We start from the raw sequence: 24,103 nt of genomic DNA, 5'->3' as shown, positions 1-24,103 counted from the left end.
CCTACCAGGGATTCGTGTGGAACGCAGGAACCGATCCTGGAGCAGACCGTACTCGAGAGCGGTGGCATGTCCGGCCCGCACCGCGAGCATTCGCTCGGACGGGTGCCTGCGCCAGGGCGAGGCCGCCCCGGCACCCGTCATTCATTTCGGAACAACTCCGGAGAGATGCCCAGCGCCGCGAGGATCCGCTCGGGCGAGTGCTCGTCTTTGATGGTACTCACCGCCGGCATGAATGAATCCTCACGAGGCGGCAGCGAGAAAAGGCCGATGCATTCTCCGCCCCGAAGAACGGTGACAAAGAACATATCCAGGCCTGGTGAGGCAACTACTCCATAGGCCGTTACATGTGGAAGCCATTCTGAGAGGGTGATGTCAGCGAAGCCTACGTCGCCAGTTCCGCTGGAGATCCGGAGCCCTTGCGGCGTGTCCTCGAAGCGATAGCGCCCCGGAGTGAGTGGCTCGCCAACATCCTCCTCCAGAACCCGAATCGCCTCTTGTGCCCGGACTCCTTCCACCACCGAGACCTTCCGCAGGGGATTTTTCGCGCTGCGGTTAGCCGCTTCCTCGCCTCCTGGCAGCGGACAACCAAGAGACTTCGCCAAGCCGTCTGGGCTCACCTCCAAGATTTCAAGCGCACCGTTTCGCCACGACATGACGGTCCAGGGGTCGTTGGCGCGCTCAATCGAGTACACCGGCTCATCGCATTCGAGCGACAGGGCTTTGGCGATTTGCATCTCGGCGCCGATGTCGATGGGGTCAGCTCCCACAATGGCATGGTAACGGCCACTGCCCAGGACGAACTCGAAAGGCAGTTCTTCTCCGTCCTCTTCGTCCCAGTCCGGCATCGCAAGGGCTAGGGCGCGGCTCTCCAGCCGTGTGGGCTCGCCTGGAGCCAAGACCGCCCAGATAGGCCACCGGTTCATGGCGCACCTCCGGACAAATCCTCGGGAAGCTTGAATGCGGCGCGCAACTGCTTCGTCTGCTCCAGTATTCGGGCTTCCTCCACTTCAATGACCTGTGTGCTCGGCGAGTGGTTCAACAGAAAGCCTTGAAGCTTGGCCTTGGTCGGCCCACTTAGCTTGTCGGTGATAACGAGAAAGGGTTTCCCCCGGGGCGCCTTCGCTGCATCGGCGAGTTGTTCGAGTAGGCGCTGCAGTTGATCTGCTAGTGCAGCCTGCTGGTCGCTGATTGGTTGCGCGCCTTGCTTGGCATACCATGCATTGAGCGCCATGCGCCACCTGTCTTTGTTCCAGCCCTTTGCTTCCACTCCATGTTGGAGCCGCGAGCCAAGTATTGCCGTTATCTCATTGTCGATGACGTGCCCCCCTTTCAATGGAACCTGTCGCCCCGTGAGCCGGAAGCCCGGGAAGAGCTTCTGTGCGTTGCGCTCTGTCAGCATCTCCATTGCGATGCCTCGGAGTTGCTCACGCGCCCGTCGTTGCACCGCTAAGTTCCACGGTTCCGCTGCCGCCTGCTGGAACAGTTTCCAAGCCGTCTTCTCGTTCCTGCCTAAGAAGTTGAGGTACTCCAGGGGAAGCCCCGTTGAGCGCAGCCAGCCCAGATCCACTCTGTCCCTACATGCCTTCCCCGCAAGCTTGGCCACGGCCTCGGCGTCCAGCTCCGGGTGGCTGACGAGCCACTCGGCTTCCTTCATGAAGGCGAGCGAGTCCACCAGGCTCGGCGCTCCAGAGCGCCTCAGCAACTGCGCCAGCGCAGGCTTCGCCGCACTGCGCGCGGAGGAGCGCAGTGATTCCACGGCGGCGAGGTACGCTTGGGCTTTGTCCGCCGGCAAGGCCGCCGCGCGCCGCGCCACTGCACCGTAGGCGCTCGCCATTTCCTGGCTCTCCGCCGACAACTGCTTGAGCGCCTCCAGCGTTTTCTCGGCCTCCTCGGCCGCGAGCCCCGCGCCGCGTATGCCCCCGAGGGCCCGTGCGGCGGCCATCTCTCCGCGGACGGCGAAGAAGGCCTGCTTGAAGGCCTCCGCGCCGCCAGGAAGGGAAAACCGCAAGCCCTCCGGCGTCGCAACGGCCTTGCCCTCGGCGAGCATCCGCTCCAGCGTTTTCACCAGGGCCTGGAGGGATTCCACCGACTCGCGCAGCCCGGACGAGGCCCGGGCACCCGCCGCGCTCAACACCAGCCCTCCCCGGTACACCAGCTCGCGTCCTATGCCCGAGGTGGTGAGCTTGTAGATGTCCCGGGCAGCCAGCGCCACCATGGCCGCGTCGTGCACTGCGAGAAAGTCCCGTCCCGCTGGCGTCCGCGACAGCTCGTCCCGGTACGTGTCCACCACCGCCAGGGCCGCCACCAACGAGATGCGGCCCACGAAGAGGCGGACCGCCGCTCCCCGTGCCGCCGCCAGCGTCCCGCCTTGCGCTGCCGTGGCCGGCACTCCTGTCAACAGCGGCGCCCGCGCCAGGGCCGACACGGCGCCGTACACCATGTGCATCTCGCTGATGCGGCCCACCGCCGACCAGACAGGCGACGTGTCCGGTGTGGAAGCGAGCAAGGCCAGCTCCATGGCCGTCATCAGGTGTGAGCGCGGCTGTGGCCCATGCACTTCCACCCGCACCCATTCCAGTGGGTGCAGAGCCCGGCTGCGCGGCGCCTCGTCCACCGAGGACAGGTAGCGGGCCTGGAATTCCTGCCGCACCGGCTGGAAGTACAGGGCCATGCGCCTGGAGGGCCCCGCCACTTCTCCGGCCAGAGCGGGTTCGGCCCCGAGGCGCACCCCCTGCTGCTCCTCCCACGCCTCCGGCGCCACCAATGTCGTGGACACCAGTCCAGAGGGGACGTTGAGCAGGTATGCCCTCTCGCCCTCACGCCCCAGGTGGAAGGTGGGCAGGGACTCGAGGAGCTCCAGCGTGAGGGGAAACGAGGCGAGTGCCTTCTGGGTGAAGGCCTGTCCCAGCGTCACCTTGCTGTGTGGCGCGTTGCTGCCAAGCAGCTTCTCCAGCGCCCCACCGGAAGTGAGCTTGCGCTCCAGCGGGGGAAACTCCATGTCGGGCGTGGACAGCAGCACACGCGCCAGCAGGTGCACCGCGTCCTCCCTCATGTCGGAGCTGAGCGCGGGGCCCGTGAGAAGGGTGTTGAAGACGCCCAGGCGCTCGTCCGGGGTGAGGAGGGAGAGCACGTCATGGTCGAGGGCGACGAGGGGCTGGGGTGCTTGCGGTGTCGCCGTGGCGAGGGCTGTCTGGAGAAGCTCCCGTCGCAGGGCCGCCAACCCGCCCGTACCGGGGAGCCCCGGCCGCCAGTCTCCCGGGCGGATGAGGAGCGTGCCCGGGTAGTACCAGTAGACGTTGCCTTTGGGGTCCTCGAGCGGCTCGGAAACTCCGGCGGCGGTGTTGAATTCGGCGCTGTAGCCCCGCCAACGGCCGTCCTCCCCGGGAATGATGACGCGCGGGCTTCCACGAGGAGCGTTGCGCACGCGCAGCTCCGCACGCGCCATGGAGCTCTCGTCGGTGAGCAGCAGCAGGGTACGCACCTGGACGCTGGAGCCGTCGGCGAAATAGAAGCGGCCCACCACGCTGCCCGGGGTGAGGACGGGCGCGCCATCCGTGACGTTGTCGCTGGCCTTGAAGCGCTTGGAGCGAAGCGCAATGGCCTTCCGCAGGGGCTCGGCGGCTTCGCCGAGGAGGTGCCCGCGCTGCGACTCGTCCCTCAAGGGCTCGAGCGCCTGGAGGTAGCGATCGAAGTAGCTCTCCCCTGCCCCATCTGGAATGTCCGAGCGTTGAGCCCAGCGCAGGCCGCGCTCCACCAGCGCGGCGGCCCCGGCCCTCTCCAGGGAGGACGCCGAGAGCTGGGAGCGGCTCCACGCCACATCCGCCTCCACCTGAGCCTCGAGGGCGCGGCGCAGGGTGGCGAGCAACTCCGGCGCGAGCGCTGACGGGTGGCGCACGCGCACACAGGCTTGGAGGCCCTCCTCAGCGCTGGAGGGAGACGCTCGGGGCTCGAAGTCGAAGGCGCCCGCCGCCGCGGCGTCCCCGAAGAGCCGCGAGGCGATGTCCTCGCGCGAGGCGTACCCGGGAACCCAGAGCAGCTCGGGCCGAGCCGGGTCCACCTGGACGGGGAGCGGCGCTGGTTCGGGCGAAATGACGGCCTGCGCGCCGGCTTCGTCTTCGAGCATGTCCTCTCGCTCGGGCTCGGACGGCTCGTCCTCCAACCACTCGGGTGGAATCTCCTCCGCAGGGGGGAGGCGCCAGGAGCGCACCAGGGCGGGCTCCCCCGCGTGCTTCCAGTCCCACTCATAAGAAAGCGTGAGGTGCTCTCCAGCGCCCACTCCCTCCGGGACGTCTACCTCCACCTCCTCCCGTCCGCGCTCACGGTTGACGACCCGGGGCAAGGCCTCGGGCGGGTAGGCCTCGAGCGAGTCCACCCGCAGCCGCTGGTCCTCGCCCCAACCGAGCGCCGCCGCGGCGATGACTTCCGCACCTGCCTTCACCACCAAACGGCCAGGGTCCACCACACGCAGGGCGAGCACGCCCTCCCTCCAGTCTTCCAGGCGGGGGCTGAGGGCTTCCGCTCGCGAATGCGCTTCGGCCGAGAGCGTCACCCGCCCCCGTCTCGACTCCTCGCCGGTCGCGCTCATGCTGGCGACGAGGCAGCTCACCGCCAGGAGGACTTGGAGGCTGCCTGCCGTGAGCGGGTGGAGCCTGTTTCTGCTCTTGCTCTCTTCTCGCCCACACCGGCCCCGCGCTGCATCGCCTTGCCCAACACGAGGGCCCGGCCGGCTTGGCGCCGGCGCGCTCCTCGCACGCCCGCGGGCGGACCTGCTCCACCGCACTGGCGCCTCGAGGGGCGGGACGAGTGCGCCGAGGTTGCCCGGCAAGGGGCGCTTCCCGGCGACGAGCGCGTGGTGTTTCGCCATGTGGAGTGGTCCCTCGAAAGGACAAACGCCCAAGAAGATAGCCCGCCGAGCAGACTCCTGAGAAAGGAGGGTAGCTCCGTTCCCCTTTCAAGTGGCCCCCTTTCAACTCTGTCGGACTGGTCGGGCACTGCCCTGGAACCTCCTCCGCCGCGGACCCCGAGGGCTGCCCAGGCGCTGGAGATCTCAACTCGCCAGGGGGCTCCGTCGCCGCGTCACTCGCCATCCGCGACACGATGGAGTACGTGCAACCGCCCATCACCACCCTCTGCATGCGTCAGTGCCACGGCACGGCCGCGATCCTGCTCCCCCGTCCGCCCGCCCGGCTGGCGGACACAGCGGCGTAGCCAGCGCAAGGGGCCATCCAAACATTGAGCGAAGCGTCTTTGCTCCCCACCAGGAGAGGGCTGATGGCTTCGTCCAAACAAGGAAACACCCGACAGTTCGCCGTCGTGACCGGTGCCTCCAGCGGCATCGGCTACGAGCTGGCCAGGCAGTTCGCCCAGAACGGCTTCGACGTGCTGATCGCCGCCGAGGACGATGGCATCACGGAGGCCGCGCGGAGCCTCTCGAACGGCGCGCACATCGAGAGCCTGAAGGTCGACCTCGCCACCTATGACGGCGTCGAGCGGCTCTACGCGAGGATCCAATCGCTCGGCCGTCCCGTGGATGCCATCGCCATCAACGCGGGCGTGGGCGTGGGCGGAGAGTTCACGGAGACGAAGCTGGAGGACGAGCTCAACCTCATCCAGCTCAACGTCACCTCGGCGGTCCACCTGGCCAAGCGGGTGGCCCGGGACATGGTGAAGCGCGGCAGCGGCCGGATCCTCTTCACCTCGTCCATCGCGGCCATCATGCCCGCGCCCTTCGAGGCGGTATACGGCGCGTCCAAGGCCTTCCTGCTCTCGTTCTCGGAGGCGCTGCGCAACGAGCTGGCCGACGCGGGCATCAGCGTCACCGCGCTCCTGCCGGGCCCCACGGAGACGAACTTCTTCCACCGCGCGGGGATGGATGACACGCGGGTGGGCCAGCAGAAGAAGGACGATCCGGCCCAGGTCGCGCGCCAGGGCTTCAAGGCGATGATGGCTGGCGAACAGAAGGTCTTCGCCGGCTCGGTCAAGACGCGGCTCCAGGCCGCCGTGGCCCGGGTCCTTCCGGATCCCGCCAAGGTCCAGATGCACCGGCTGATGTCCGAGCCCGGCTCCGGATCCGCTCCAGAGCCCGAGCACAAGTAGTCCGGAGTCAAGGGGCTCCCCAGGGCGACAGTCGGCGCGGTAGGGTCGGACCTCCCTCCACCCTCCGCCCGCCATGAAATCCGCTCTGACCATCCCCGGATTCCTCCGCGTCTACGCGCTGCCCGCCCTGTGGCTCTTCGCGCTCCCCGTCTTCGGCCTCTGGTTCTCCAGCCACGCCACCTCGCGCTTCGACCAGACATTCCTCTCCGCCGTCGAGGGGCAGCTCTCCGAGGACACCTCGCTCGAAGAAGGGACGCGGCAGGAGCTGCTGCAGTTCTTCCGCGCCGTCCCGGCCTCGGAGGCCTGTCTCTCGACGTCGGAGGAGCTGGCGGGCTTCCGCGACAAGCTCGGGGAGGCGTGCTCGGACCTGGAGCAGTTCGACTTGATGGGCCTGCTGGCGCTGGGTGCCGTGTTGCTGGGGCTCGTCTCCGGGATGATCGCCCTGGCGTGCGCGCTGGCGGCGTTCATCTCGCGGCCCTTCCAGTACGGCAGCTTCGTGGTGGGTTGGAACGTGCTCCGCATCACCGGGGCGCTGCAGGTGCTCGCCCAGGGCGTGCTGGCCGTGTGGCTGTCCTACTGGGTGACGGCGGTGTGGTTCGAGATCTACATCCCGAAGCTCATCGGCATCATCGGCCTGCTCGCGGCCTTCGCCCTCTTCCAGGTGGTGGCCGCCATCTTCCGCCGTCCCGCCATGGACTTCGAGGTGGAGGCGGAGGTGCTCGAGCCGTCGAAGGCGCCGGAGCTCTGGGCCCACGTGCGCCAGCTGTGCGAGCAGCTGAAGACCCAGCCGCCGGACCACATCCTCGCCGGCATCGACACCAACTTCTTCGTCACCGAGAGCGAGGTGCACGCCGGAGGGCGGACGCTCACCGGCCGGACGCTCTTCGTGAGCCTGTCCCTGCTGCGCCTGCTCGAGAAGTCCGAGGCGGACGCGGTGCTCGCGCACGAGATGGGGCACCTGCTCGGAGGGGACACGGGCCACGGCAAGCGGCTCGCGCCCATGCTCGCGCGCTTCGGCAACTACCTCCAGGCGCTGCGCGAGGGCGGGCTCACGCTGCCCATCTTCCACTTCATGCTGGCCTACCGCGGACTCTTCGAGCTGTCCCTCGGCCGCAGCCGGCGCGCGAGCGAGCTCGCCGCGGACCGGCTCGCCGCGGGCGTCACGTCGGGCCGGGACATCGCGCGCTCGCTCGTCAAGGTGGGCGCGTACGCGAGCTTCCGGGACCGCGTGGAGGCGGACCTCTTCAACCGCGGCGAGCAGCAGCAGACGGTGGCCATCGCGGAGCGGGTCGCGCTCGGCTTCGCGCAGTACGCCGGCTCCGAGGCCGTGCACGGAGACCTGAATGGCTCGGTGACGCCGCACCCGTTCGACTCCCACCCTCCGCTCGCCGCGCGCCTGGAGAACGTGGGCGAGGCGCTCTCGCCGGATGACGTGGTGAAGGTGCTGCTCGAGCCCACCCACTCCTCCTGGGTGAGCGCCATCCTGGAAGCGGAGGCCATCGAGGCGCGGCTGTGGGGCGCGTACGAGGAGCGCTTCGCGAGGGCGCATGATCTGGCGCTCGCCTACCGCTACGAGCCGGCCAACGAGGCGGAGCGGCAGCACGTGGAGAAGCACTTCCCTCCCCTCACCTTCCAGGGCAAGGAGGAGAAGTTGGAGGTCCGCCTGGACTACGCGCAGGTGAGCTGCACCGAGTGGGAGGAGCCCGTCCGGCTCGAGCAGGTGAAGACCGCCACCACCGAGGAGCGCCTGTTCAAGAAGTACCTGGACCTGCAGCTCGAGGGCGGCGGCCTGTTCAAGGGCAAGCGCTCCATCTGCCTGAGCAAGCTGCAGGACCCGGACGGGATGCTCAACGCGTTCGGGCACTACCTCGGGCGCCACAGGACCATGGAGGCGCACCGCAAGAGCACCCAGCAGGCGGCGTGAGCGGGCCTCACCGGGAGGGGGTGGCGGGGGACGCCACCAGCAGCTGCGCGAGCAGGTCGCTCTTCTGTCCCTCGGGGATGAGCGTCACGTTCGCGCTGCCCTCCTGGATGCGCTGCAGCTCCAGCACCTCGAACATCGCCGCGGCGACGGCCGGGTCCTGGGAGATGCGCTGCAGCGCCGCGCCCACGATTCGAGGGCGCAGGGCCGCCGCCTTGGCGAACTCGATGGCGGCCTGACGCTCGGCGGTGCTGGTGATGATGCTCACCTGGTTGGCGCCGTCCTGGCGGATGGCCGACGTCACCTGCCGCAGCCGGTTCACCACCTTCTCCTCGATCTGGCGGATCATCCCCACGTCGCGGAAGTGCACCTTGCGGATGTAGACGGAGCCGAGCTGGTAGCCGTAGGCGTGCGACATGGGGGAGACCTCGGTGCTCACCGTGCGGCTCATCGCGTGGCGGCTCTCCATCATGGTGGCCAGCTTCATGTTGGACAGGCAGCGCACGGTGGCGTTGCTCACGTTGGCCGCCAGCGAGCCGCGCGGATCCGCGTTCTCGAACAGGAACTTGAGGGGATCCGAGATGAACATCTCGTACCAGATGCCGATCCCCATGGGCGCGCCCTCCTCGGAGTTCACCGCCTGGCTGCGCAGGTACTGCTGGTCCAGGCGCAGATCCAACACGTAGCAGCGGCCCACCCAGTTCACCAGGAACGCCTTCCACCCCAGCCGCTGCCACAGGAGGTGCAGCCCGGGCTCGTCCAGCACGGCCACCACCTTGCCGAGCAGCACGTAGACGCGGCACGTGCGCTCCTCCACGGTGACGTAGAGGCCGAACACCCGGCACAAGCCCAGGAAGAGGGGCACGCCCACCCCCATGGCGACGAAGCCGAGCACGGCACCCACGAAGAAGCCCATCATGACTTCACCCCCAGCACCACGCGGCTGGCCTTGGAGAAGAGGCCGAGGCGGATGTTGCGCAGGTAGGACTCCAGCGCGCCGGGTCCGCTCTGGTGGAGCAGGGTGAGCTGCGCGGCCAGGGCGTTCAGGGGCTCCACCTCGGCCTGGGCCCGGAGGGTTTCAATCTCCACGGCGCGGCGCGACTGGACGATCTTCTGGTCCGCCGCCGCCTGCGCGAGGCTGATCTCCGAGGAGACGTGGTTGTGCGCGGTGTTGATGGCGGCGAGCGCCGACTCCACATCCCCTGGTGGATCGATGCCCGTGATGAGCGTGGCCTCCAGGGTGATGCCGTAGCGCGACAGGCTGCCTCGGCACTCGCGCTCCATGTGCTCGTTGAGATCCCTCAGGTTCTTGCGCAGGTCGTTGATGGAGACGCCGGACACGGCCGTGACCTCGACGGCCTGCAGGGTGCCCTCGACGACGGGCTCGGGGGGCGCCTCGAAGCTGGCGATGCGCTCGCGCAGGATGGAGATGAAGTAGCCCATCACGTGCGCGATGGGGTTCTTCACCGCGAAGAGGTACGCGTAGAGGTTCTGCTCGGACACGCGGTAGCGCAGCTGCCCGGTGAGCCCGGTGTTGAGCTGATCCTTGGTGACGGCCTCGAGCACCTGTCCGCCCTGGTTGGCGGTGGGGGATTCGGGGTCATGCGCCAGGCTGAGCGTCTGGGTGGCCACGGACACCTTCACCACGCGCTCCCAGGGCCATTTGAAGTAGGGGCCCCCGGGTTGGATGACCTCGAGCTGGGGGTAGACGTAGCGATCCTCGTCCGTGCGCGCGAGCCCCTCGCTGACGGGACCCCGCTTCGTGGTGGGCTCTCCGGCGAGCCGGACCGCGCGGCCGAAGCGCACCTTCACCGCTCGCTCGCTCTGGTCCACCGTGAAGAAACCGGTGATCACGCACCGCAACACGAACCAGCCCACGGCTCCAAAGACGATGCCCGTGCCCAGACCCACGGGCCCGAGCCCCAGCGTTTGCAGGAAGTCCATCCACCCCTCCTCGGAAAGTGCCGCCACCGCGCGGACATCATCCGCGAAGCGCCGCCTGCCCGGTCGTCCCAGTTCCGCACACCTGTTGCCCGGAAGACGGCGGTTGCTCGCACGCCCTCCCTCGCGGGTCCAAGGGAAGCCCTATTCCTCCTGGAGCCCTGGAGATAGAATGACAACCACCCGGCACCGCCCGCCTTCGCGGACCCGGACGGCTTGGATGCCTGCCCATCGCGAGCACATGGAATTGCTCCTCGTCAGTCCGCACCCCGGGTGCTCCATGGGCCAGCTCCTCTCGGACTGGGGGCACGCGGTGCGCCACGCTCCGGCGGCCGGGCAGGCGGCCGCGCTGCTCCCGGGCGTGGAAGGGGTGCTGGTGGTGGGCACCGGCCATGCGGTGGCCGAGGAGATGGCCCGGTTGCGCACCGCGGACATGCGGCCCCGGCCCTTCCTCCTGGCGCTCGTCACCGCGTCGGCGGAGCAGGTGCCGCTGGATGCGCTGCTCGCCGCGGCGGTGGATGACTTCCTGCTCATGCCCTTCGAGCCCGCCCAGCTCCAGACCCGGCTCGAGTGGCTCTCCCGGCGCAGGCGCGTGGGGATGCAGGCGCCCCTGGAGGCTCCCCGCTCGCGGGGCGTGCATGACCGGCTCTCGGCCATCATCCAGACGCAGAGCGACATCGCCAACGCCGGCCTCGAGCTGGACAAGGTGATGTCGCTCATCGCCGAGCGCGCCATGCGGCTGTGCGGTGCGTCCGGAACGGCGGTGGCCCTGGCCGAGGGCGACGAGCTCGTCTACCAGGTGACACACGGCAACTCGATGCCGCATCGCGGCTTCCGGCTGAAGCTCGCCCAGAGCATCACGGGGATGAGCATCCTGCGCGGCGAGGTGCTCCACACCCGGGACACCGAGGACGATCCCCGGGTGAACGTGACCGCCACGCGCGCCACCGGCATCCGCTCGATGATCATCGTCCCCCTGTACCGGGTGGGCAGCACCGTGGGGGCCATCAACGTCAGCTACCCCGAGCCCAACGCCTACGATGCCCTCGACGTCCGGACGCTCGAGATGATGGGCCGGCTGCTGGGCGCGGCGCTGAGCAACGCCGCCGAGTTCGAGGCCAAGCAGGCCCTGGTGGACGAGCTCGCCGCCACGCTCGCCGCGCTCCAGCAGAGCCAGGAGCTGTTCCACTCCTTCATGAACCACAGCCCGGTGCTGGCCTTCATGAAGGACGAGAAGGGCCGGCGCACCTGGGTGAACGAGCCCTACGCCCGCTTCTTCCACCGCGACGTGGAGTCGATGCGGGGAGTCGAGGACGCCGAGCTGCTGCCGCCCACGGCGGCCGCGCGGCTGAAGCGGGAGGACCGGGCGGTGCTCGCCAGCGGGCTGCCCCTCCAGTCCGAGCAGGTGGTGCCCTCTCCGGACGGGTCTTTGCACCACTGGCTCAACCACAAGTTCACCCTGCGCGATGCGAACGGCCGCCGGCTGCTCGGAGGCGTGTCCATCGACATCACCGCGCGCAAGCACGCCGAGAAGGCGCTGCGCCGCTCCGAGGAGAGCTTCCGCGCGCTCATCGAGGGGCTGCCGGAGGCCATCTTCGCGCACCGCGAGGGCAACCTGCTCTACATCAACCCGGCGGGGCTCGCCTTCCTGGATCAACGCTCGGTGGAGGCGCTCGCCGGACGCTCCCTGCTGGAGCTCATCCACCCGGATGACCGGGGAGCCGCCGCCAACGTGCTCGAGGGCTCGCTCGAGCAGGGCCCCGCCACCATGCGCGAGGTGCGCTTCCTCCGGGCGGGCGGCCAGGTGATGACGGCGGAGCTGAGCGCCCTGCGGCTGCTCTTCGACGGCGAGCCGGCCACGGTGGTGAGCGCGCGCAACGTCACCGAGCGCAAGCAGATGCAGGCGCGCCTGCTGCTCGCGGACCGGCTGGCGAGCGTGGGCACCCTGGCCGCGGGCGTGGCGCATGAGATCAACAACCCGCTCGCCTTCGTGCTCTCCAACCTCGGCTTCCTCGAGGAGGAGTGCCAGCTGCTGAAGGACCTGCTGCCGGAGGATCGGCTGCGCGAGCTGGAGGACGTGCTGCGCGAGACGAAACAGGGCGCGGAGCGGGTGCGGCACATCGTGCGCGACCTGCGGACGCTCTCGCGCGATGAGGGCGAGCAGCTGTGCGACGTGGACGTGCGCGCGGTGATCGAATCGAGCCTGGGCCTGGTGCGCAACGAGCTGCGCCACCGCGCGCGGCTGGTGAAGGACTTCGAGCCGGTGCCGCTGGTGCGGGCGAGCGAGGGGCGGTTGGGGCAGGTGCTGCTCAACCTGCTCATCAACGCCTCCCAGGCGGTTCCCGACGGACGGCCCACCGAGCACGAGGTGCGCGTGCGCCTGCGCGCCATCGCCGGGCGGGTCGTCATCGAGGTGCGGGACACGGGGTGTGGCATCGCCCCCGAGGTCCGCGACCGCATCTTCGATCCCTTCTTCACCACCAAGCCGGTGGGGACGGGAACGGGGCTGGGGCTCTCCATCTGTCACGGCATCGTGACGGGCATGGGAGGCGACATCTCCGTGGAGAGCGAGCTGGGACGCGGCAGCACGTTCCGCATCACCCTGCCCATTCCCCAGGCCTCCTCGGGCGAGCCCGGGTCGAAGGACGCGATGCCCGCGTGACGATTCCGGAACATCCCTCGTAACGCGGAATCCCTGTCAGACCCCCATGTTAAGAGCGCGGTCCCCCCAAGGAGGGCCTCTCGGGGCTCTCGACAAGGAGTGCCGCATGAAGTCCAAGTCCCTGAAGACGATGCTCGGAGTGCTGGCCGTCGTCGCCGCGCCCGCGGCCCTGGCCGGCCTCAGCATGACCCAGCCCATGTTCGAGTCGCGGATGAGCACGGCGCGCTCGGCCACCAGCCCCGAGGGCGCTGTCGTCAACCGCTCGGAGATCCGCGGCGCGCTGGGCAGCTTCCTGTATGACGACAGCCTGGTGGACAGCGGCGAGCGCGCCTATCTGGCCCCCAAGGTGAACGACGCCACCTTCCTCACCGGCTTCACCACCGACGCGCGGTCGTACTTCTCCAGCTTCTACGAGCTGAACGACGCGGCCACCAGCAGCGCGCCGCTGTCCGTCTACCCGGTGGACGAGACGCCCGCCCAGGCGTTCGGCGTCAGCGGCGTCCTGTCCAACAGCGCCGCCATCCAGGAGGGCTTCATCCCCTCCAACCAGGGCGTGGCCAACCAGTACACGCTGCAGTGGACGTACTACAGCTCGTTCGACATCACGAACGTGGGCACGTTCGACCCGAAGTCGGAGGCGGAGCTGAGGAGCGAGCTGGCGCTGCCCGGCGCCACGCAGGCGGAGATCGACGGCGCGGTGGCCTACATCAACCAGATCGCCGGCAACAGCAAGCGCATCTACATCGCGAGCTGGAAGAACGAGTACGGCCGTGGCGCCCCGGGAGACCTGGGTGGCTTCGTGGTGGCCGCCGTCAGCACGGACCGCCGCTTCGTGCGCTACGTCGAGTTCCAGACCTGGTCGGAGTAGCCGTCTCCGAGTAACGCCCCCCTGCCGGGCCTCAGCGCAGGCCTGGCAGCCGGGCCTTGAGCGAGGGCAGCACCACCCGGTCGTCCATCATCCGCTGGTCGAAGACGAAGTGCTCGGTGGGCTCCACCTGCCACCGGCCTCCGAGCCGCTCGTTCAGCGCCTGGACGATCTCGTAGTACGTCCACCGCTCGTTGGCGTCGAGCAGGTAGAGCCCCGGCTCGGCCCACGCGAGCGCCTGCAGCGCCCGCACGGTGTCATCCAGGAAGGAGCAGGCGGGAAACCACCGCGTGCTCGCCTCCACCCTGCCCCGCTCGCGCATCTGCGCCTCCAGCGAGGCCACCATGTTGTTGCCCGAGGGCCGCTCGTCGATCTGCCACCCCAGCCGCACCACGCGGGCCTCGGGGTTCTGCTCGAAGGCCCGCGTCTCGGCGCGCCGCTTCTCGTACCCGTAGCCCTCGGGCGCCTCCGGCTCCGAGTCCACCGTGAAGGGCCCGCGCGCATGGTTCGAGAACACCATGGCCGTGCTGGAGAAGACGAAGCGCACGCCGAGCTGCCGGGTGATCCACGCCAGCTCGCTCGTCCACTCGTAGTTGATGAGCCAGGACTCGTTGGCCCGCCCCGAGGGCCGCGAGGCCGTGGCCAGGTGGAAGAGCACGTCCGGCGCCACCGAGCGCACGAAGCGCTCCATGGCCCAGTAGTCGTCCACCGGGACGCTGTCCCGATCCCAGCAGGACACCTCGACGCCGTGGCGCCGCAGGTCCTCGCACAGCCGTGAGCCGACGGTGCCGGTGGCACCCGTGACGAGGGCCCTCATGGTGTCTTGCGTCCCTTGTGCGTGCGCGGGAGCGCGTGGTGGATGAGCTCCAGGTAGTCCACCGTCTGCGCCGGAGGCGGCGGGGGCGGCGTGCCCAGCGCGGCCAGGCGCTTGGTGAAGGCGGAGATGATGTCCGGCACCGGCCGCAGCGCCTGGATGAGCGTGTTGGGCCCCTCCAGCGCCTGCACCAGCGCCGTGGCCGCCTGCTGCAGCGGCAGGCCCCGGCGCAGCAGATCCTGGAACGAGTTGGACAGGGTGATGATGTTGTGCCCCGCCGACTGCACCATCTCCACGGCGATCTTGATGACCTGGGGGGCCGTCAGGTGCCCGTCGGCCAGCAGCACCAGGGCGGCCTGGAAGTAGTTGAAGATGGGCACCACGCGCGGGCCGTAGTTGGCGAAGTGCGCGGGCGGCGTCAGCCGGTCCAGGTGGATGAAGATGCGCCGCACGGGGTCCGCCACCGGCGTCTTCTTCCACGCGGAGAGCACCCGCTTCGCCTCGTCCGGGTACACCGCGGCCGCCTCGAGAATCTGCTGGAGCACCCGCTCGTCCACGCGCCCGGCGATCATGTCCGCGTAGAGCGAGTAGATGAAGGCATCCGCCTCGGCGTCATCGCCGAAGAGCACCTCCTCGGCCTCCACGGGGGCGTTGGCGCGGCTCTCCAGGAGCGCGGGCAGCTTGTAGCCCACCTGCCCGCGCAGGGCCCGGAAGCGCCCGCGCATGAGGTTGCCCACGTTGTCCTTGAGGACGAACTCGTCCCACACCACGCCGTCCAGCTTGAGCTTCTCCTCCAGCACCGAGCGCAGCTGCTTGGGGCTTCCGGAGACGATGCACAGCCGCGAGTCCCCGTTGGAGGCCAGCTCGCGGATGAGCGCGGACGCGCCCGGCACGGCCTGCTTCTCGTGGGCCTTCTGGAAGGCGGTGCGCAGCAAGTCCCGGAGCGAGTCGAACTCCGTCTGCAGGTACGTCTTGTCCAGGTCCCAGCGGTAGATGCGGCGCGGGGGCCTGGGATCGATGCGATCCGGAAGACTCACCGCGCCAGACCCTGCTGGATGGCCTTGCCCAGGTCATGGGCCACCGCCTTGGCGGCCACCTTGCCGGCATTGGAGATGGCCCGCGCCTTGGAGCGGCCATGCGCCTTGATGAAGATGCGATCGAACCCGAGCACCGGTGCGCCCCCGTACTGTTCCCAGTCGGTGATGTCCTTGATGCGCTGGATGCCCCCGGACAGCATCGCCAGGCCGGCGCGCCAGCGCAGGCTCTCCTTGTAGGCGTACTGGGCCAGTTCCACCACCGTATCGTGCACGCCCTCGAGCATCTTCAGGCACACGTTGCCCACGAAGCCGTCCGTCACCACCACGTCCGCGGTGCCCTTGGGGATGTCCACGCCCTCCACGTTCCCGATGAACTGCAGCCCCTGCATGGCGGACAGCGCCGCGTGCGCCTCCACCACCTGGCGCGGGCCCTTGTTGGGCTCGGTGCCGTTGGACAGCAGCGCCACCTTGGGATTCTCGTTGCGTGAGATGATGCGCGCGTACGCCGCCCCCATCACCGCGAACGTCACCAGGTCCTCGGCCGTGGCCTCCACCGTGGCCCCCACGTCCAGGATGAGCGAGAACGGATCCGCCTTCTGTCCGTGCCTGTCGCGGGTGGGGTACACGGCCGCCAGCGCCGCGCGCCGCACCCCGGGCAGCAGCTGGAAGTGACGGGCGCACGAGAGCACGCAGGCCCCCGTGTTGCCGGCGGACACGAGCGCATCCGCCTCGCCCTCGGCCACCAGCCGCGCCGCCACGGACACGGACGCGTCCGGCTTGCGCGCCAGCGCCTCGCCGGGCTTCTCGTCCATGCCCACGTGCTCGGAGGCGTGCTGCACGGAGATGCGCTCCCCGCTGTGCTTGGTCTCGGCGAGCGCGTCGTCGATGAGGGCTCTGTCCCCCACCAACAGCGCGTGGATGTGTGGTGACTCCAGCGAGAGCTGCGCGGCGCCCCTGACTACCTCCGCGGGGCCGTGGTCGCTCCCCATCACGTCGAACGCAATGGTGATGAGCTTGGTGGCCATGACAGCACCATCTTACACGTTCGTGGCAAACGCAAAGGGGCTGGATCCACTCGGATCCAGCCCCTGAGTTACTGGGAGTCCGGGCTCAGTTGCTCTCGCTGGCCTGGATGGTCCGGTTGGCGGTGTCGCGCTGGATGCAGCCCTTGGTCAGGGTGTACTGGTAGGTGCCCAGCTCGTCGCGCCAGTACTCGCCCTCGTACGGCCAGTACAGCTGGTCATCCGCCACTGCCACCGAGAACCTGTACTTCTTGACGACGGCCGTCTTGCCACCCGCCTTGAGCTGCTCCTCCAGGAACTCCTTCTCCTTGGTGACGGTCTCGAACTTGATGCGCAAACCGTTGGCCAGCAGCTGCTTGAGCGCCACCAGCTCCGTCTCCAGCTTGCCCTTGGCCATGATGCCGGCCTTCTCGATGAGGCTGGTGCGCTGCACCTTGAGGCCCTCGAGCAGTTGCTTGGACAGCTCGGAGTAGCGGAAGGTGTCGCCCTTCTCGCCGAAGGTGTCCATCTCCGTCTCCAGCTCGAGGATGGACTCGTTCGTCTTCTTCAGGTCCTGATCCGTGAGGGCCAGCCGGAGGATGCGCTCGAGGATGACGTCCGTCTCGCCCTTCTCCAGCCCCTCCTTGTTCTTCTTCTGCACGTCGGAGAGCACGCCGTAGTACTCGCTGGCCTCCAGCTGCTTCTTGGTGATCAGCTCCAGCTGATCATGCACCGGCAGGTAGGTGCGCTCGAAGTCCTGGAGGATGAGGCTGGATTCCCGGTAGCGGCAGTTCTCGTAATAGATGACCGCCTTGAGGATCATCGCCTCGGGGAAGTACTCCTCGCGGAAGAAGGGCGAGGACAAGGTGATGAGATTACCGAGGGCCTGCTCGTACTGGCCGACGCGGTAGTTGGCCCAGCTGGACTCGAACATGGACTCGAGCCACTGCGAAGTGCCGCGCTCCACCTTGTTGAAATAGAAGAGGGCGTAGCGGTTCTGCTGCATGCCGTAGTGGGTACGGCCCAGCTGCATGAAGGCCAGCTCGCGCAGCTTCTGGTTGGCCGTGGCCTGCTCGGCGTCCAGGCCCGCGCCGGAGCGGGTGACGCGGATGATCTCCTTCATGGCCTCGATGGCGCCCACGGTGTTGATGTCCGTGCGCCGGGCGGCCGCGCTGGTGGCGCGGTTGCCGAAGCGGAAGAAGGAGAGGCCCTCGAGGTACTTGGCGCGCGGGTAGAAGACGTCCGTCTTGGGGATGAGCAGCGTGAGCCGCTTCACCTCGTTGAAGCTCTTGTCGGCGTCCTCGGTGCGGCCCACCTGATCCAACGCCTTGCCACGCACGAAGTGGTAGCGGGCCAGCAGGTAGTGGAACTCGGTGCGGAAGCGCTCGGGGAACTCCTGGTTGGCGTACTTGGCGATCTCATCCAGGATGACGGTCTCGTTCTTCGTCTTGCGGCTGATGAAGAAGAGCCACTCCAGGCTGGTGCGGAAGAACTTCGTCTCGGGACCGACGGCGAGGATCTTCGAGAACTCGCCCAGGGACGAGTGGTACAGGCCCATGCGGTAGAGGGCCTTGGCCAGCACGTAGCGCGCCTCCAGGTGGAGGCCGGCGAGCCTGGCGTCCTGGAGCATCTCGAAGGAGCTCATCGCCGCCTTCTCGTACTCCTCGTTCTTGAAGAGCGAGATGGCCACGTCCAGGCGCTGGCGGTCACCGCTCTTGCCGGACACGTCCACCGCGTCGAAGGACATGGTGGGCGCGGCCTTGGGCTGGCTGGGCGTCTCCGCCGTCAGATCCAACCCCATGCCGCCCGGGTTGGCGGACGCATCCTGCGCCGCGGGAGCCGCGGGAGTGGCCGTCGCCGTGCCGGTGTCGGCCGGGGTGGTGGCGGAGGTGTCACCCGAGTCCGAGTCGGAGTCCTCCTCGGAGGCCTGGGTGGCCGTGGGCTTCTTGCCCTTGGGCGGCTTGCGGGAGGCCTTCTTCTTCTTCTTGGAAGGCTGGGAGAGATCCAGTCCCTCGAAGCTCTGAGCGGGCGAGGGCGTCGCCCACGCCAGCGAGAGCCCGAGGGTGGCGAGACAGAGGGGCCGGAGCAGACGTTTCATGGCTCGGGATGGGCGGAGGGGAAGAAGAGGGACACACCCAGCTCGAACATGAGCTGGTTGCGCAGCGTGGTGGCCGGGTTGAGGGCCTTCTCGACGTAGATCAGATCACGGAACTCGGTGCGCACCGTCACCCAGCGGTTGAGGAAGAAGCGCATGCCGACGCCGACGTTGCCGCCACCGGTGAGCTCCGCCGTCTTGGCGGGCCCGCGGTACTGCACCGCGGTGGCGCCCACCACGCCGTAGAGATCGAAGTGGAGGAACTGCTCGGCCAGCAGGGAGATCTTCCCGTAGATGGGCGCCCACTGCACGTCCACGCCGCCCATGAGGGTGAGCTGGCCGGGGGCCTCCCCATCCAGCTCCTCATAGGTGGGCCGGCGGCAACCGCGGGTGCTGCCGTCATCGCCGGTGAAGGTGCAGATCTGCGCCGCGCTGGCCACCGTGTTGAGGGCGTAGCCGGCGCGCAGGCTCAACCCCAGCGTCTCGGAGGGGTGGTAGGTGAGCGTGCCGCCCAGGATGTACTTCGAGAAGAAGGCATCCTTGATGGAGAGGGTGGCGGACGGGCTGAACTCGAAGCGGCCCTGCTTGAGGAACAGGTGGCCGGAGACGGGACGGACGCGCTCGCGCAGGGGGCCGAGACGATCCTTGTCCACCTCGGACACGTCGCCGGCCTCCTGCTCGGAGGAGCCGGACGCGGACGGAGCGGGCCTGGCCGGAGCGGCGGGAGCGGGCGCGGGGGCCGCGTCCTGGGCCAGGGCGGGCACGGGCGCCAGACAGAGCGCGATCAGCAGACGGGTGGCGGTCTTCATTCGGACTCCCGACCGGTCGACTTCATCGGGAAGAAGAAGGAGATGCCGGCATTGAGGGTCATGAGGTTCTGGGTGGCGCCCTTGCTCGTGTTGAGGGGCTGATCCACGTAGGACGTGTTGATGAGGGCCACGTTCACCGCGAGGTAGTCACGGGCGACGAAGCGCACGCCCACGCCGAGGTCCGCGGCGAAGTTGGGGCCGCGGGGCGTCCTGCTGGTCGTCAGCACCTGGGACGTCTGGGTGTTCACCACGCCGAGGCCGCCCAGCAGGTAGGCATCGAAGTGGAGGATGTCGTTGAGGAAGGCCACCTTGCCGTAGAGCGGGCTCCACTCCACGTCGCCCATGGCGGACCACTGGGGCACCGAGAAGAAGATGCGGCTGTCGAAGGTGCGCTTGGCGATGCGCACGTCATCCTCGGGCAGCACCTGCATGACGGAGAAGCGCCCGGCCACCGCCAGCGTGTCCGCCAGGTAGTAGGCCCCGCGCAACCCGGCGCCGAACTTGGTGTAGTACGGATCGTTCACCGACAGCGTGACGGCGGGCGCCAGCTCGAAGCGGCCCTTCTTCAGGTACACCTTGCGCTGCACGCTCTTGACGCGGTCGTCGAGCGTGACGTCGCGCTCCGCCGGCGAGAGCGGCTCGGCCGGGGGCGGCTCCGCCACCGTGGAGGGCAGCGGTGGCGGCTCCTCCGTGGGCGTCTCCGCGCTGGTGTCGGTTTCTTCCTGGGGCTTCTGCTCACCGCTGCTCAGATCGAGTCCGAGCCCCGTGTCTTCCTGGTTCTGGGCAAATGCAGAGGCTGGCGCGATGCACAGCGCGAGCACGATGGCCTGGAGGCGATTCACTTCCGGGAGCTCCGTGTCATGGGGGCGTCCGCCCACCGATACACCTTCGAAATCGGAGGCTGAGGCAGGCGCATCCTATCCGTCACGCTCGCAACCCATCAACCTAACTCCGCTCGCCTGCTCCCTCTGTTGCATGGCGAGCGCGACGAAAGGGCCCCGTTGTGTATCCACCCGGTACAGTTGCAGGGGGAGTGTCCGGCGCTCTCGCAGAGGGAGCATCCATGCAACCAGGGTCCGGTTGGCAGGGCGAGTCACTGTGCTACGGTGGCCGCCCACATGAGTCTCGTGAGGTGCACGTCGATGTCTTCGCGTCTGGCCCTGCTGGTGAGCGCCGTGCTGCTGTGCGGCGGTTGCAAGGTCAATTCCGATATCGGGAAGCGGTGCCTTCTGGTGAAGAAGAGCACGGACCCCAGCCGGGAGTCGGATCCCGTGGTGGTGAATGATCTGTCCGCGGGCCAGGACTTCATCTCCTTCGGCTCGCTGGATTGTGAGGATCTGGTCTGCGTGAAGGACGCGGACATGCCCGTGGAGACGGCCGACAACGGGCAGGTCTTCGGCTACTGCAGCAGCGCCTGCGTGCCGGACGAGCTCGTGGATCCCTGCCCCGTCACCGACCCGGAGGCGATCGAGTCGGTGAAGAGCCGCATGAGCTGCCGCGCCCTGCTGTTGGATCAGCAGGCCCTGGACGACCTGCGCCAGAAGGACCCGGCGACGTACCGCTCCTATTTCGGCGACAGCAACTCGCCCTACTTCTGCGCGGGCAACAAGATCACCCCGTGAGACGGGCGTAGAACTTTTTCGCGCGCCGTACGTCGACAGAGGGGCCCTCGCCGCAAGGAGCCCTCTGTCATGAACAAGACGGTCGCCTTCGTCTCCCTGGCCGCCGGACTCGCCCTCACCGCCCTGGTGCTGGGCCTGCCCCACGTGGCGCCGCCCCACCCCGCCACCCCGGTGGAGCCGCCCCGGCCCGCTACCGCCTCCAACGGCTCGTTGACCATGACGAGCCGCCTGTCCCACCCCTACATCACCCCGGGCAGCACGGATCTCTTCGTCACGGTGGACGTCACCGGCGTGGAGGTGCCGGGCTCCAAGCGCACGCCGGTGAACCTGGCGGTGGTCATCGACCGCTCGGGCTCCATGAGCGGCTACAAGCTGCAACAGGCCAGGCAGGCCGCGCGGCACCTCGTGGGGCTGCTGGGCCCGGAGGACCGGCTGGCCATCGTGCACTACGGCTCGGACGTGAAGAGCCAGCCGAGCCTGCCGGCCACGCCCGCCAACCGCGAGCGGATGCTCCAGTACATCGAAGGCATCTGGGACGATGGCGGCACCAACATCGGCGCGGGCCTGCACGCGGGCCAGTCGCACGTGGCGGCCGCCCGGGGTGACTCCACCGTCAACCGCATCATCCTGCTGAGCGATGGCCAGGCCACCGAGGGCATCACCGACGACGCGAGCCTGACGGAGATCGTCAAGAGCATCCGCGCCGAGGGGGTGACGGTGAGCGCCATCGGCGTGGGCACGGACTTCAACGAGGATCTGATGCAGGGCTTCGCCGAGTACGGGGCGGGCGCGTACGGCTTCCTGGAGGACGCGGGGCAGCTGGCCTCGCTCTTCCAGAAGGATCTGCGGCAGGCGTCCACGAGCGTGGCGCGGGGCGTGGAGCTGCGCTTCCAGCTGCCCGAGGGGGTGACGCTGGGCGAGGTGCTGGGCTACCGGTTCCACCAGGAGGGGCGCACGGTGCGGGTGCCGCTGCCGGACTTCTCCTCGGGCCAGGTGGAGCGCGTGGTGGCGCGGGTGACGGTGGTGGGCTCGCGGGCGGGGAGCGCGGTGGACGTCACGGGGCTGAAGCTGGCGTACACGGACCTGCTCAAGAGCGCGGGGGTGGAGAGCGCGGCGAGCCTGTCCGCCATGGTGACGGAGCGGCGGGAGGAGGTGCTGGCGCGGCAGGACAAGGACGCCACGGTGTACGCGACGCGGGCCCTGAGCGCGAAGAACCTGAAGATGGCGGCGCAGGCCCTGCGGGAGGGGCGCAAGGAGGAGGCGAAGGGCTACGTGATGCAGAACCAGGCCCTCTTCCAGGAGGCGGGGGCGGTGGCGAGCCCGGCGGCGGTGGCGGCGGACCTGGAGGAGCAGCGGGCGGTGCTCCAGGAGTACGAGCAGGCGTCCGACGACGAGTCCGTGGGGGCGGCGGTCAAGCGCACGAAGAGCAAGGCCATGAAGAGCTTCGGCAAGCTGGGCTCCACCTACTGAGCCCCCTCCCCCCCCGGATTTCGCCGCCTGGCCGTACGCTTCCGGTTGACCTGCGGAATCGCCCCACCCTATCTCCGCGTTCCCCGCACCTCCTGGGCATCACCAGGAGGGCGCACCGGAGGCGAGAGCTTGAGCGCGGACACACCGTGGGTGGGCGTCATCATGGGGGGCAAGAGCGACCTGGAGCATCTGCGCCCCGGCATCGACGTGCTGAAGGAGCTGGGCATCCCGCATGAGGTGCGGGTGGTGTCGGCCCACCGCACGCCGGACTGGATGATGGAGTACGCGGAGACGGCCGAGAGCCGCGGCCTGTCCGTCATCATCGCGGCGGCTGGAGGCGCGGCCCACCTGCCCGGCATGGTGGCGAGCAAGACGCTGCTGCCCGTGCTCGGCGTGCCCATCCCCGCCACGGTGCTCAACGGCTTCGACGCGTTGATGTCCATCGTGCAGATGCCCAAGGGCGTGCCGGTGGGCACCATGGCCATTGGCAAGCCGGGGGCCATCAACGCCGCGCTGTACGCCGCCTCCATCCTGTCGCTCAAGTCCCCGGAGCTCCGCGCGCGGCTCGCCGCCTGGCGGCAGGCCCGCACCGACGAGGTGCTCCGGGACAGGGAGATCGCATGAACAGCAAGAGGACCATCCTGCCGGGCGGCACGCTCGGCATCCTCGGGGGTGGGCAGCTGGGCCGGATGATGGCGCTGTCCGCGCGCACCCTCGGCTATCAGGTGCAGGCGTTGGATCCGGACCCGGCGTGCTCGGCGCGCTTCGTGGTGGACCAGTGCTACACGGCCGACTTCGGCAACGTGGGCGACGCCACCCGCATGGCGCGCGCGTGCGACGTGGTGACGCTGGAGATCGAGAAGATCCCCATGGACACCCTGCGCGCCGTGGCCCAGCACGCGCCGATGCGGCCGGGCCCCGGAGTGCTCGACGTGGTGCAGAACCGCGGGCGGCAGCGCGCCTGGCTGGCGAAGCACGGCTTCCCCCAGGGTCCGTGGAGGCAGGCGGACCTGCAGGAGGCCCTGGCCACCGCCGCCACCGAGCTGGGCGGCCGTTGCTTCGTGAAGGCCTGCGAGGGCGGTTATGACGGCCGGGGCCAGTACCAGGTGAAGTCCGCCGCCGAGGCCCCGGAGGCCTGGCGCGAGCTGGGCCAGCGCCCCGTGGTGGTGGAGGCCGCGCTGGACCTGGAGGCCGAGCTGTCCGTGCTGGTGGCGCGCTCGCCCAACGGCGAGGTGGCGGTGTACCCGCCCGCCTACAACCACCACGAGGAGCGGATTCTGGACTGGTCCCTGCTGCCGGGCCAGGTGCCGCCCCAGGTGAGCACCCAGGCCACGGAGATCGCCCGGGCCATGGCCACGGCGCTCGAGGTCGAGGGCCTGCTGGTGGTGGAGATGTTCCTCCTGAAGGACGGCCGGCTGCTGGTGAACGAGCTGGCGCCCCGTCCGCACAACAGCTTCCACGCCACCGAGGTCGCCTGCCTCACCAGCCAGTTCGAGCAGGCGGTGCGCGCGGTGTGCAACCTGCCCCTGGGCTCGGTGGAGGTGGTGCGGCACGCGGCCATCGTCAACCTGCTGGGCGACCTGTGGCTGAACGAGGGTGGGCCCAGGTTCGAGTCCGTGCTGGCCATGCCGGGCGTGCGCCTGCACCTGTATGGCAAGCGCGAGGCGCGCAAGGGCCGGAAGATGGGGCACCTGTCCGCCGTGGGCACCACGCCCGAGGAGGCGCTCGCCCGCATCAAGGCCGCCCGCCAGGCCCTGGGAGCGTGACACC

At 68.9% G+C, this 24,103-nt stretch carries 19 protein-coding genes; 9 read left to right on the top strand and 10 right to left on the bottom strand.

The window, feature by feature from the left end:
- Positions 1–137: 137 nt before the first annotated feature.
- Together VFZ09_RS34605 and VFZ09_RS34600 are read right to left on the bottom strand one after the other, a co-directional pair.
- On the bottom strand, positions 138–923 hold the full coding sequence (locus VFZ09_RS34605) for a hypothetical protein (RefSeq protein ID WP_329732016.1): 786 nt from the start codon (positions 921–923) through the stop codon (positions 138–140).
- On the bottom strand, positions 920–4,477 hold the full coding sequence (locus VFZ09_RS34600) for a hypothetical protein (RefSeq protein WP_329732015.1): 3,558 nt from the start codon (positions 4,475–4,477) through the stop codon (positions 920–922). Before VFZ09_RS34600 ends, VFZ09_RS34605 begins: the two co-directional genes overlap by 4 nt.
- A gap of 503 nt (positions 4,478–4,980) precedes the next feature.
- Between VFZ09_RS34600 and VFZ09_RS34595 the strand changes: the two genes are divergently transcribed.
- The 3 genes from VFZ09_RS34595 (at position 4,981) to VFZ09_RS34585 (ending at position 8,020) form a co-directional block, all read left to right on the top strand.
- Positions 4,981–5,208 carry an ATP-dependent Clp protease proteolytic subunit gene (locus VFZ09_RS34595; RefSeq protein ID WP_414640782.1) on the top strand — a complete coding sequence of 76 codons (228 nt, stop codon included), beginning with the start codon at positions 4,981–4,983 and terminating at the stop codon, positions 5,206–5,208.
- A 63-nt stretch (positions 5,209–5,271) separates the two neighbouring features.
- Positions 5,272–6,096, top strand: a complete 825-nt coding sequence (locus VFZ09_RS34590; protein WP_329732014.1) for an SDR family NAD(P)-dependent oxidoreductase — start codon at positions 5,272–5,274, stop codon at positions 6,094–6,096.
- A 73-nt stretch (positions 6,097–6,169) separates the two neighbouring features.
- Positions 6,170–8,020, top strand: coding sequence for a M48 family metallopeptidase (locus VFZ09_RS34585; RefSeq protein WP_329732013.1), 1,851 nt, complete (start codon positions 6,170–6,172; stop codon positions 8,018–8,020).
- 7 nt (positions 8,021–8,027) lie between these two features.
- On the opposite strand, the gene VFZ09_RS34580 is transcribed toward VFZ09_RS34585, so the two are convergent.
- Positions 8,028–8,936 (bottom strand): SPFH domain-containing protein, encoded by a 909-nt coding sequence (locus tag VFZ09_RS34580; protein ID WP_329732012.1) that lies wholly within the window; start codon positions 8,934–8,936, stop codon positions 8,028–8,030.
- Entirely contained in the window at positions 8,933–9,961 is a 1,029-nt protein-coding gene (locus tag VFZ09_RS34575) for an SPFH domain-containing protein (protein ID WP_329732011.1), read from the bottom strand. The genes VFZ09_RS34580 and VFZ09_RS34575 overlap by 4 nt, the downstream gene beginning before the upstream one ends.
- A 217-nt stretch (positions 9,962–10,178) precedes the next feature.
- Here VFZ09_RS34575 and VFZ09_RS34570 point away from each other — a divergent pair, with 217 nt between their 5' ends.
- Together VFZ09_RS34570 and VFZ09_RS34565 are read left to right on the top strand one after the other, a co-directional pair.
- Entirely contained in the window at positions 10,179–12,620 is a 2,442-nt protein-coding gene (locus tag VFZ09_RS34570) for an ATP-binding protein (protein ID WP_329732010.1), read from the top strand.
- 106 nt (positions 12,621–12,726) lie between these two features.
- Complete coding sequence (locus VFZ09_RS34565; protein WP_329732009.1) at positions 12,727–13,488, top strand: hypothetical protein; 762 nt, start codon at positions 12,727–12,729, stop codon at positions 13,486–13,488.
- 31 nt (positions 13,489–13,519) lie between these two features.
- On the opposite strand, the gene VFZ09_RS34560 is transcribed toward VFZ09_RS34565, so the two are convergent.
- The 6 genes from VFZ09_RS34560 to VFZ09_RS34535 form a co-directional block, all read right to left on the bottom strand.
- Positions 13,520–14,302 (bottom strand): NAD(P)-dependent oxidoreductase, encoded by a 783-nt coding sequence (locus VFZ09_RS34560; protein WP_329732008.1) that lies wholly within the window; start codon positions 14,300–14,302, stop codon positions 13,520–13,522.
- On the bottom strand, positions 14,299–15,336 hold the full coding sequence (locus VFZ09_RS34555) for a phosphatase domain-containing protein (RefSeq protein ID WP_329732007.1): 1,038 nt from the start codon (positions 15,334–15,336) through the stop codon (positions 14,299–14,301). Before VFZ09_RS34555 ends, VFZ09_RS34560 begins: the two co-directional genes overlap by 4 nt.
- Positions 15,333–16,361 carry a phosphate acyltransferase PlsX gene (gene plsX, locus VFZ09_RS34550; protein WP_329732006.1) on the bottom strand — a complete coding sequence of 343 codons (1,029 nt, stop codon included), beginning with the start codon at positions 16,359–16,361 and terminating at the stop codon, positions 15,333–15,335. The genes VFZ09_RS34555 and plsX overlap by 4 nt, the downstream gene beginning before the upstream one ends.
- An 85-nt stretch (positions 16,362–16,446) precedes the next feature.
- Entirely contained in the window at positions 16,447–18,435 is a 1,989-nt protein-coding gene (gene gltC, locus VFZ09_RS34545; RefSeq protein ID WP_329732005.1) for an adventurous gliding motility protein GltC, read from the bottom strand.
- Positions 18,432–19,241, bottom strand: coding sequence for an outer membrane beta-barrel domain-containing protein (locus tag VFZ09_RS34540; RefSeq protein WP_329732004.1), 810 nt, complete (start codon positions 19,239–19,241; stop codon positions 18,432–18,434). Before VFZ09_RS34540 ends, gltC begins: the two co-directional genes overlap by 4 nt.
- A complete protein-coding gene (locus VFZ09_RS34535) occupies positions 19,238–20,083 on the bottom strand; it encodes an outer membrane beta-barrel domain-containing protein (RefSeq protein WP_329732003.1) in 846 nt (281 codons plus the stop codon). Before VFZ09_RS34535 ends, VFZ09_RS34540 begins: the two co-directional genes overlap by 4 nt.
- 300 nt (positions 20,084–20,383) lie before the next feature.
- Here VFZ09_RS34535 and cglC point away from each other — a divergent pair, with 300 nt between their 5' ends.
- The 4 genes from cglC to purK all read left to right on the top strand — a co-directional run bounded on the left by cglC (position 20,384) and on the right by purK (position 24,099).
- Positions 20,384–20,863: an adventurous gliding motility lipoprotein CglC gene (gene cglC / locus VFZ09_RS34530; protein WP_329732002.1), complete on the top strand. Its 480-nt coding sequence runs from the start codon at positions 20,384–20,386 to the stop codon at positions 20,861–20,863.
- A 69-nt stretch (positions 20,864–20,932) separates the two neighbouring features.
- Positions 20,933–22,333 carry a vWA domain-containing protein gene (locus tag VFZ09_RS34525; RefSeq protein ID WP_329732001.1) on the top strand — a complete coding sequence of 467 codons (1,401 nt, stop codon included), beginning with the start codon at positions 20,933–20,935 and terminating at the stop codon, positions 22,331–22,333.
- Positions 22,334–22,495: 162 nt separating this feature from the next.
- A complete protein-coding gene (gene purE / locus VFZ09_RS34520) occupies positions 22,496–22,957 on the top strand; it encodes a 5-(carboxyamino)imidazole ribonucleotide mutase (protein WP_329732091.1) in 462 nt (153 codons plus the stop codon).
- Positions 22,954–24,099 (top strand): 5-(carboxyamino)imidazole ribonucleotide synthase, encoded by a 1,146-nt coding sequence (gene purK / locus VFZ09_RS34515; RefSeq protein WP_329732000.1) that lies wholly within the window; start codon positions 22,954–22,956, stop codon positions 24,097–24,099. The genes purE and purK overlap by 4 nt, the downstream gene beginning before the upstream one ends.
- The last annotated feature ends 4 nt before the right edge of the window (positions 24,100–24,103 follow it).

The organism is Archangium sp. (assembly GCF_036277355.1).
Classification (GTDB): Bacteria; Myxococcota; Myxococcia; order Myxococcales; family Myxococcaceae; genus Archangium.
Note: the sequence above shows the minus strand (reverse complement) of the source record. Positions and strands in the feature narration are given on the sequence as shown.

Excerpts from the sequence above, each read along its gene's own strand:
- VFZ09_RS34605 (WP_329732016.1), bottom strand. The coding sequence starts at position 923 with ATGAACCGGTGGCCTATCTGGGCGGTCTTGGCTCCAGGCGAGCCCACA.
- VFZ09_RS34590 (WP_329732014.1), top strand. The coding sequence starts at position 5,272 with ATGGCTTCGTCCAAACAAGGAAACACCCGACAGTTCGCCGTCGTGACC.
- VFZ09_RS34585 (WP_329732013.1), top strand. The coding sequence starts at position 6,170 with ATGAAATCCGCTCTGACCATCCCCGGATTCCTCCGCGTCTACGCGCTG.
- VFZ09_RS34580 (WP_329732012.1), bottom strand. The coding sequence starts at position 8,936 with ATGATGGGCTTCTTCGTGGGTGCCGTGCTCGGCTTCGTCGCCATGGGG.
- VFZ09_RS34575 (WP_329732011.1), bottom strand. The coding sequence starts at position 9,961 with ATGGACTTCCTGCAAACGCTGGGGCTCGGGCCCGTGGGTCTGGGCACG.
- VFZ09_RS34570 (WP_329732010.1), top strand. The coding sequence starts at position 10,179 with ATGCCTGCCCATCGCGAGCACATGGAATTGCTCCTCGTCAGTCCGCAC.
- VFZ09_RS34565 (WP_329732009.1), top strand. The coding sequence starts at position 12,727 with ATGAAGTCCAAGTCCCTGAAGACGATGCTCGGAGTGCTGGCCGTCGTC.
- VFZ09_RS34560 (WP_329732008.1), bottom strand. The coding sequence starts at position 14,302 with ATGAGGGCCCTCGTCACGGGTGCCACCGGCACCGTCGGCTCACGGCTG.
- plsX (WP_329732006.1), bottom strand. The coding sequence starts at position 16,361 with ATGGCCACCAAGCTCATCACCATTGCGTTCGACGTGATGGGGAGCGAC.
- gltC (WP_329732005.1), bottom strand. The coding sequence starts at position 18,435 with ATGAAACGTCTGCTCCGGCCCCTCTGTCTCGCCACCCTCGGGCTCTCG.
- VFZ09_RS34540 (WP_329732004.1), bottom strand. The coding sequence starts at position 19,241 with ATGAAGACCGCCACCCGTCTGCTGATCGCGCTCTGTCTGGCGCCCGTG.
- cglC (WP_329732002.1), top strand. The coding sequence starts at position 20,384 with ATGTCTTCGCGTCTGGCCCTGCTGGTGAGCGCCGTGCTGCTGTGCGGC.
- VFZ09_RS34525 (WP_329732001.1), top strand. The coding sequence starts at position 20,933 with ATGAACAAGACGGTCGCCTTCGTCTCCCTGGCCGCCGGACTCGCCCTC.
- purE (WP_329732091.1), top strand. The coding sequence starts at position 22,496 with ATGGGGGGCAAGAGCGACCTGGAGCATCTGCGCCCCGGCATCGACGTG.
- purK (WP_329732000.1), top strand. The coding sequence starts at position 22,954 with ATGAACAGCAAGAGGACCATCCTGCCGGGCGGCACGCTCGGCATCCTC.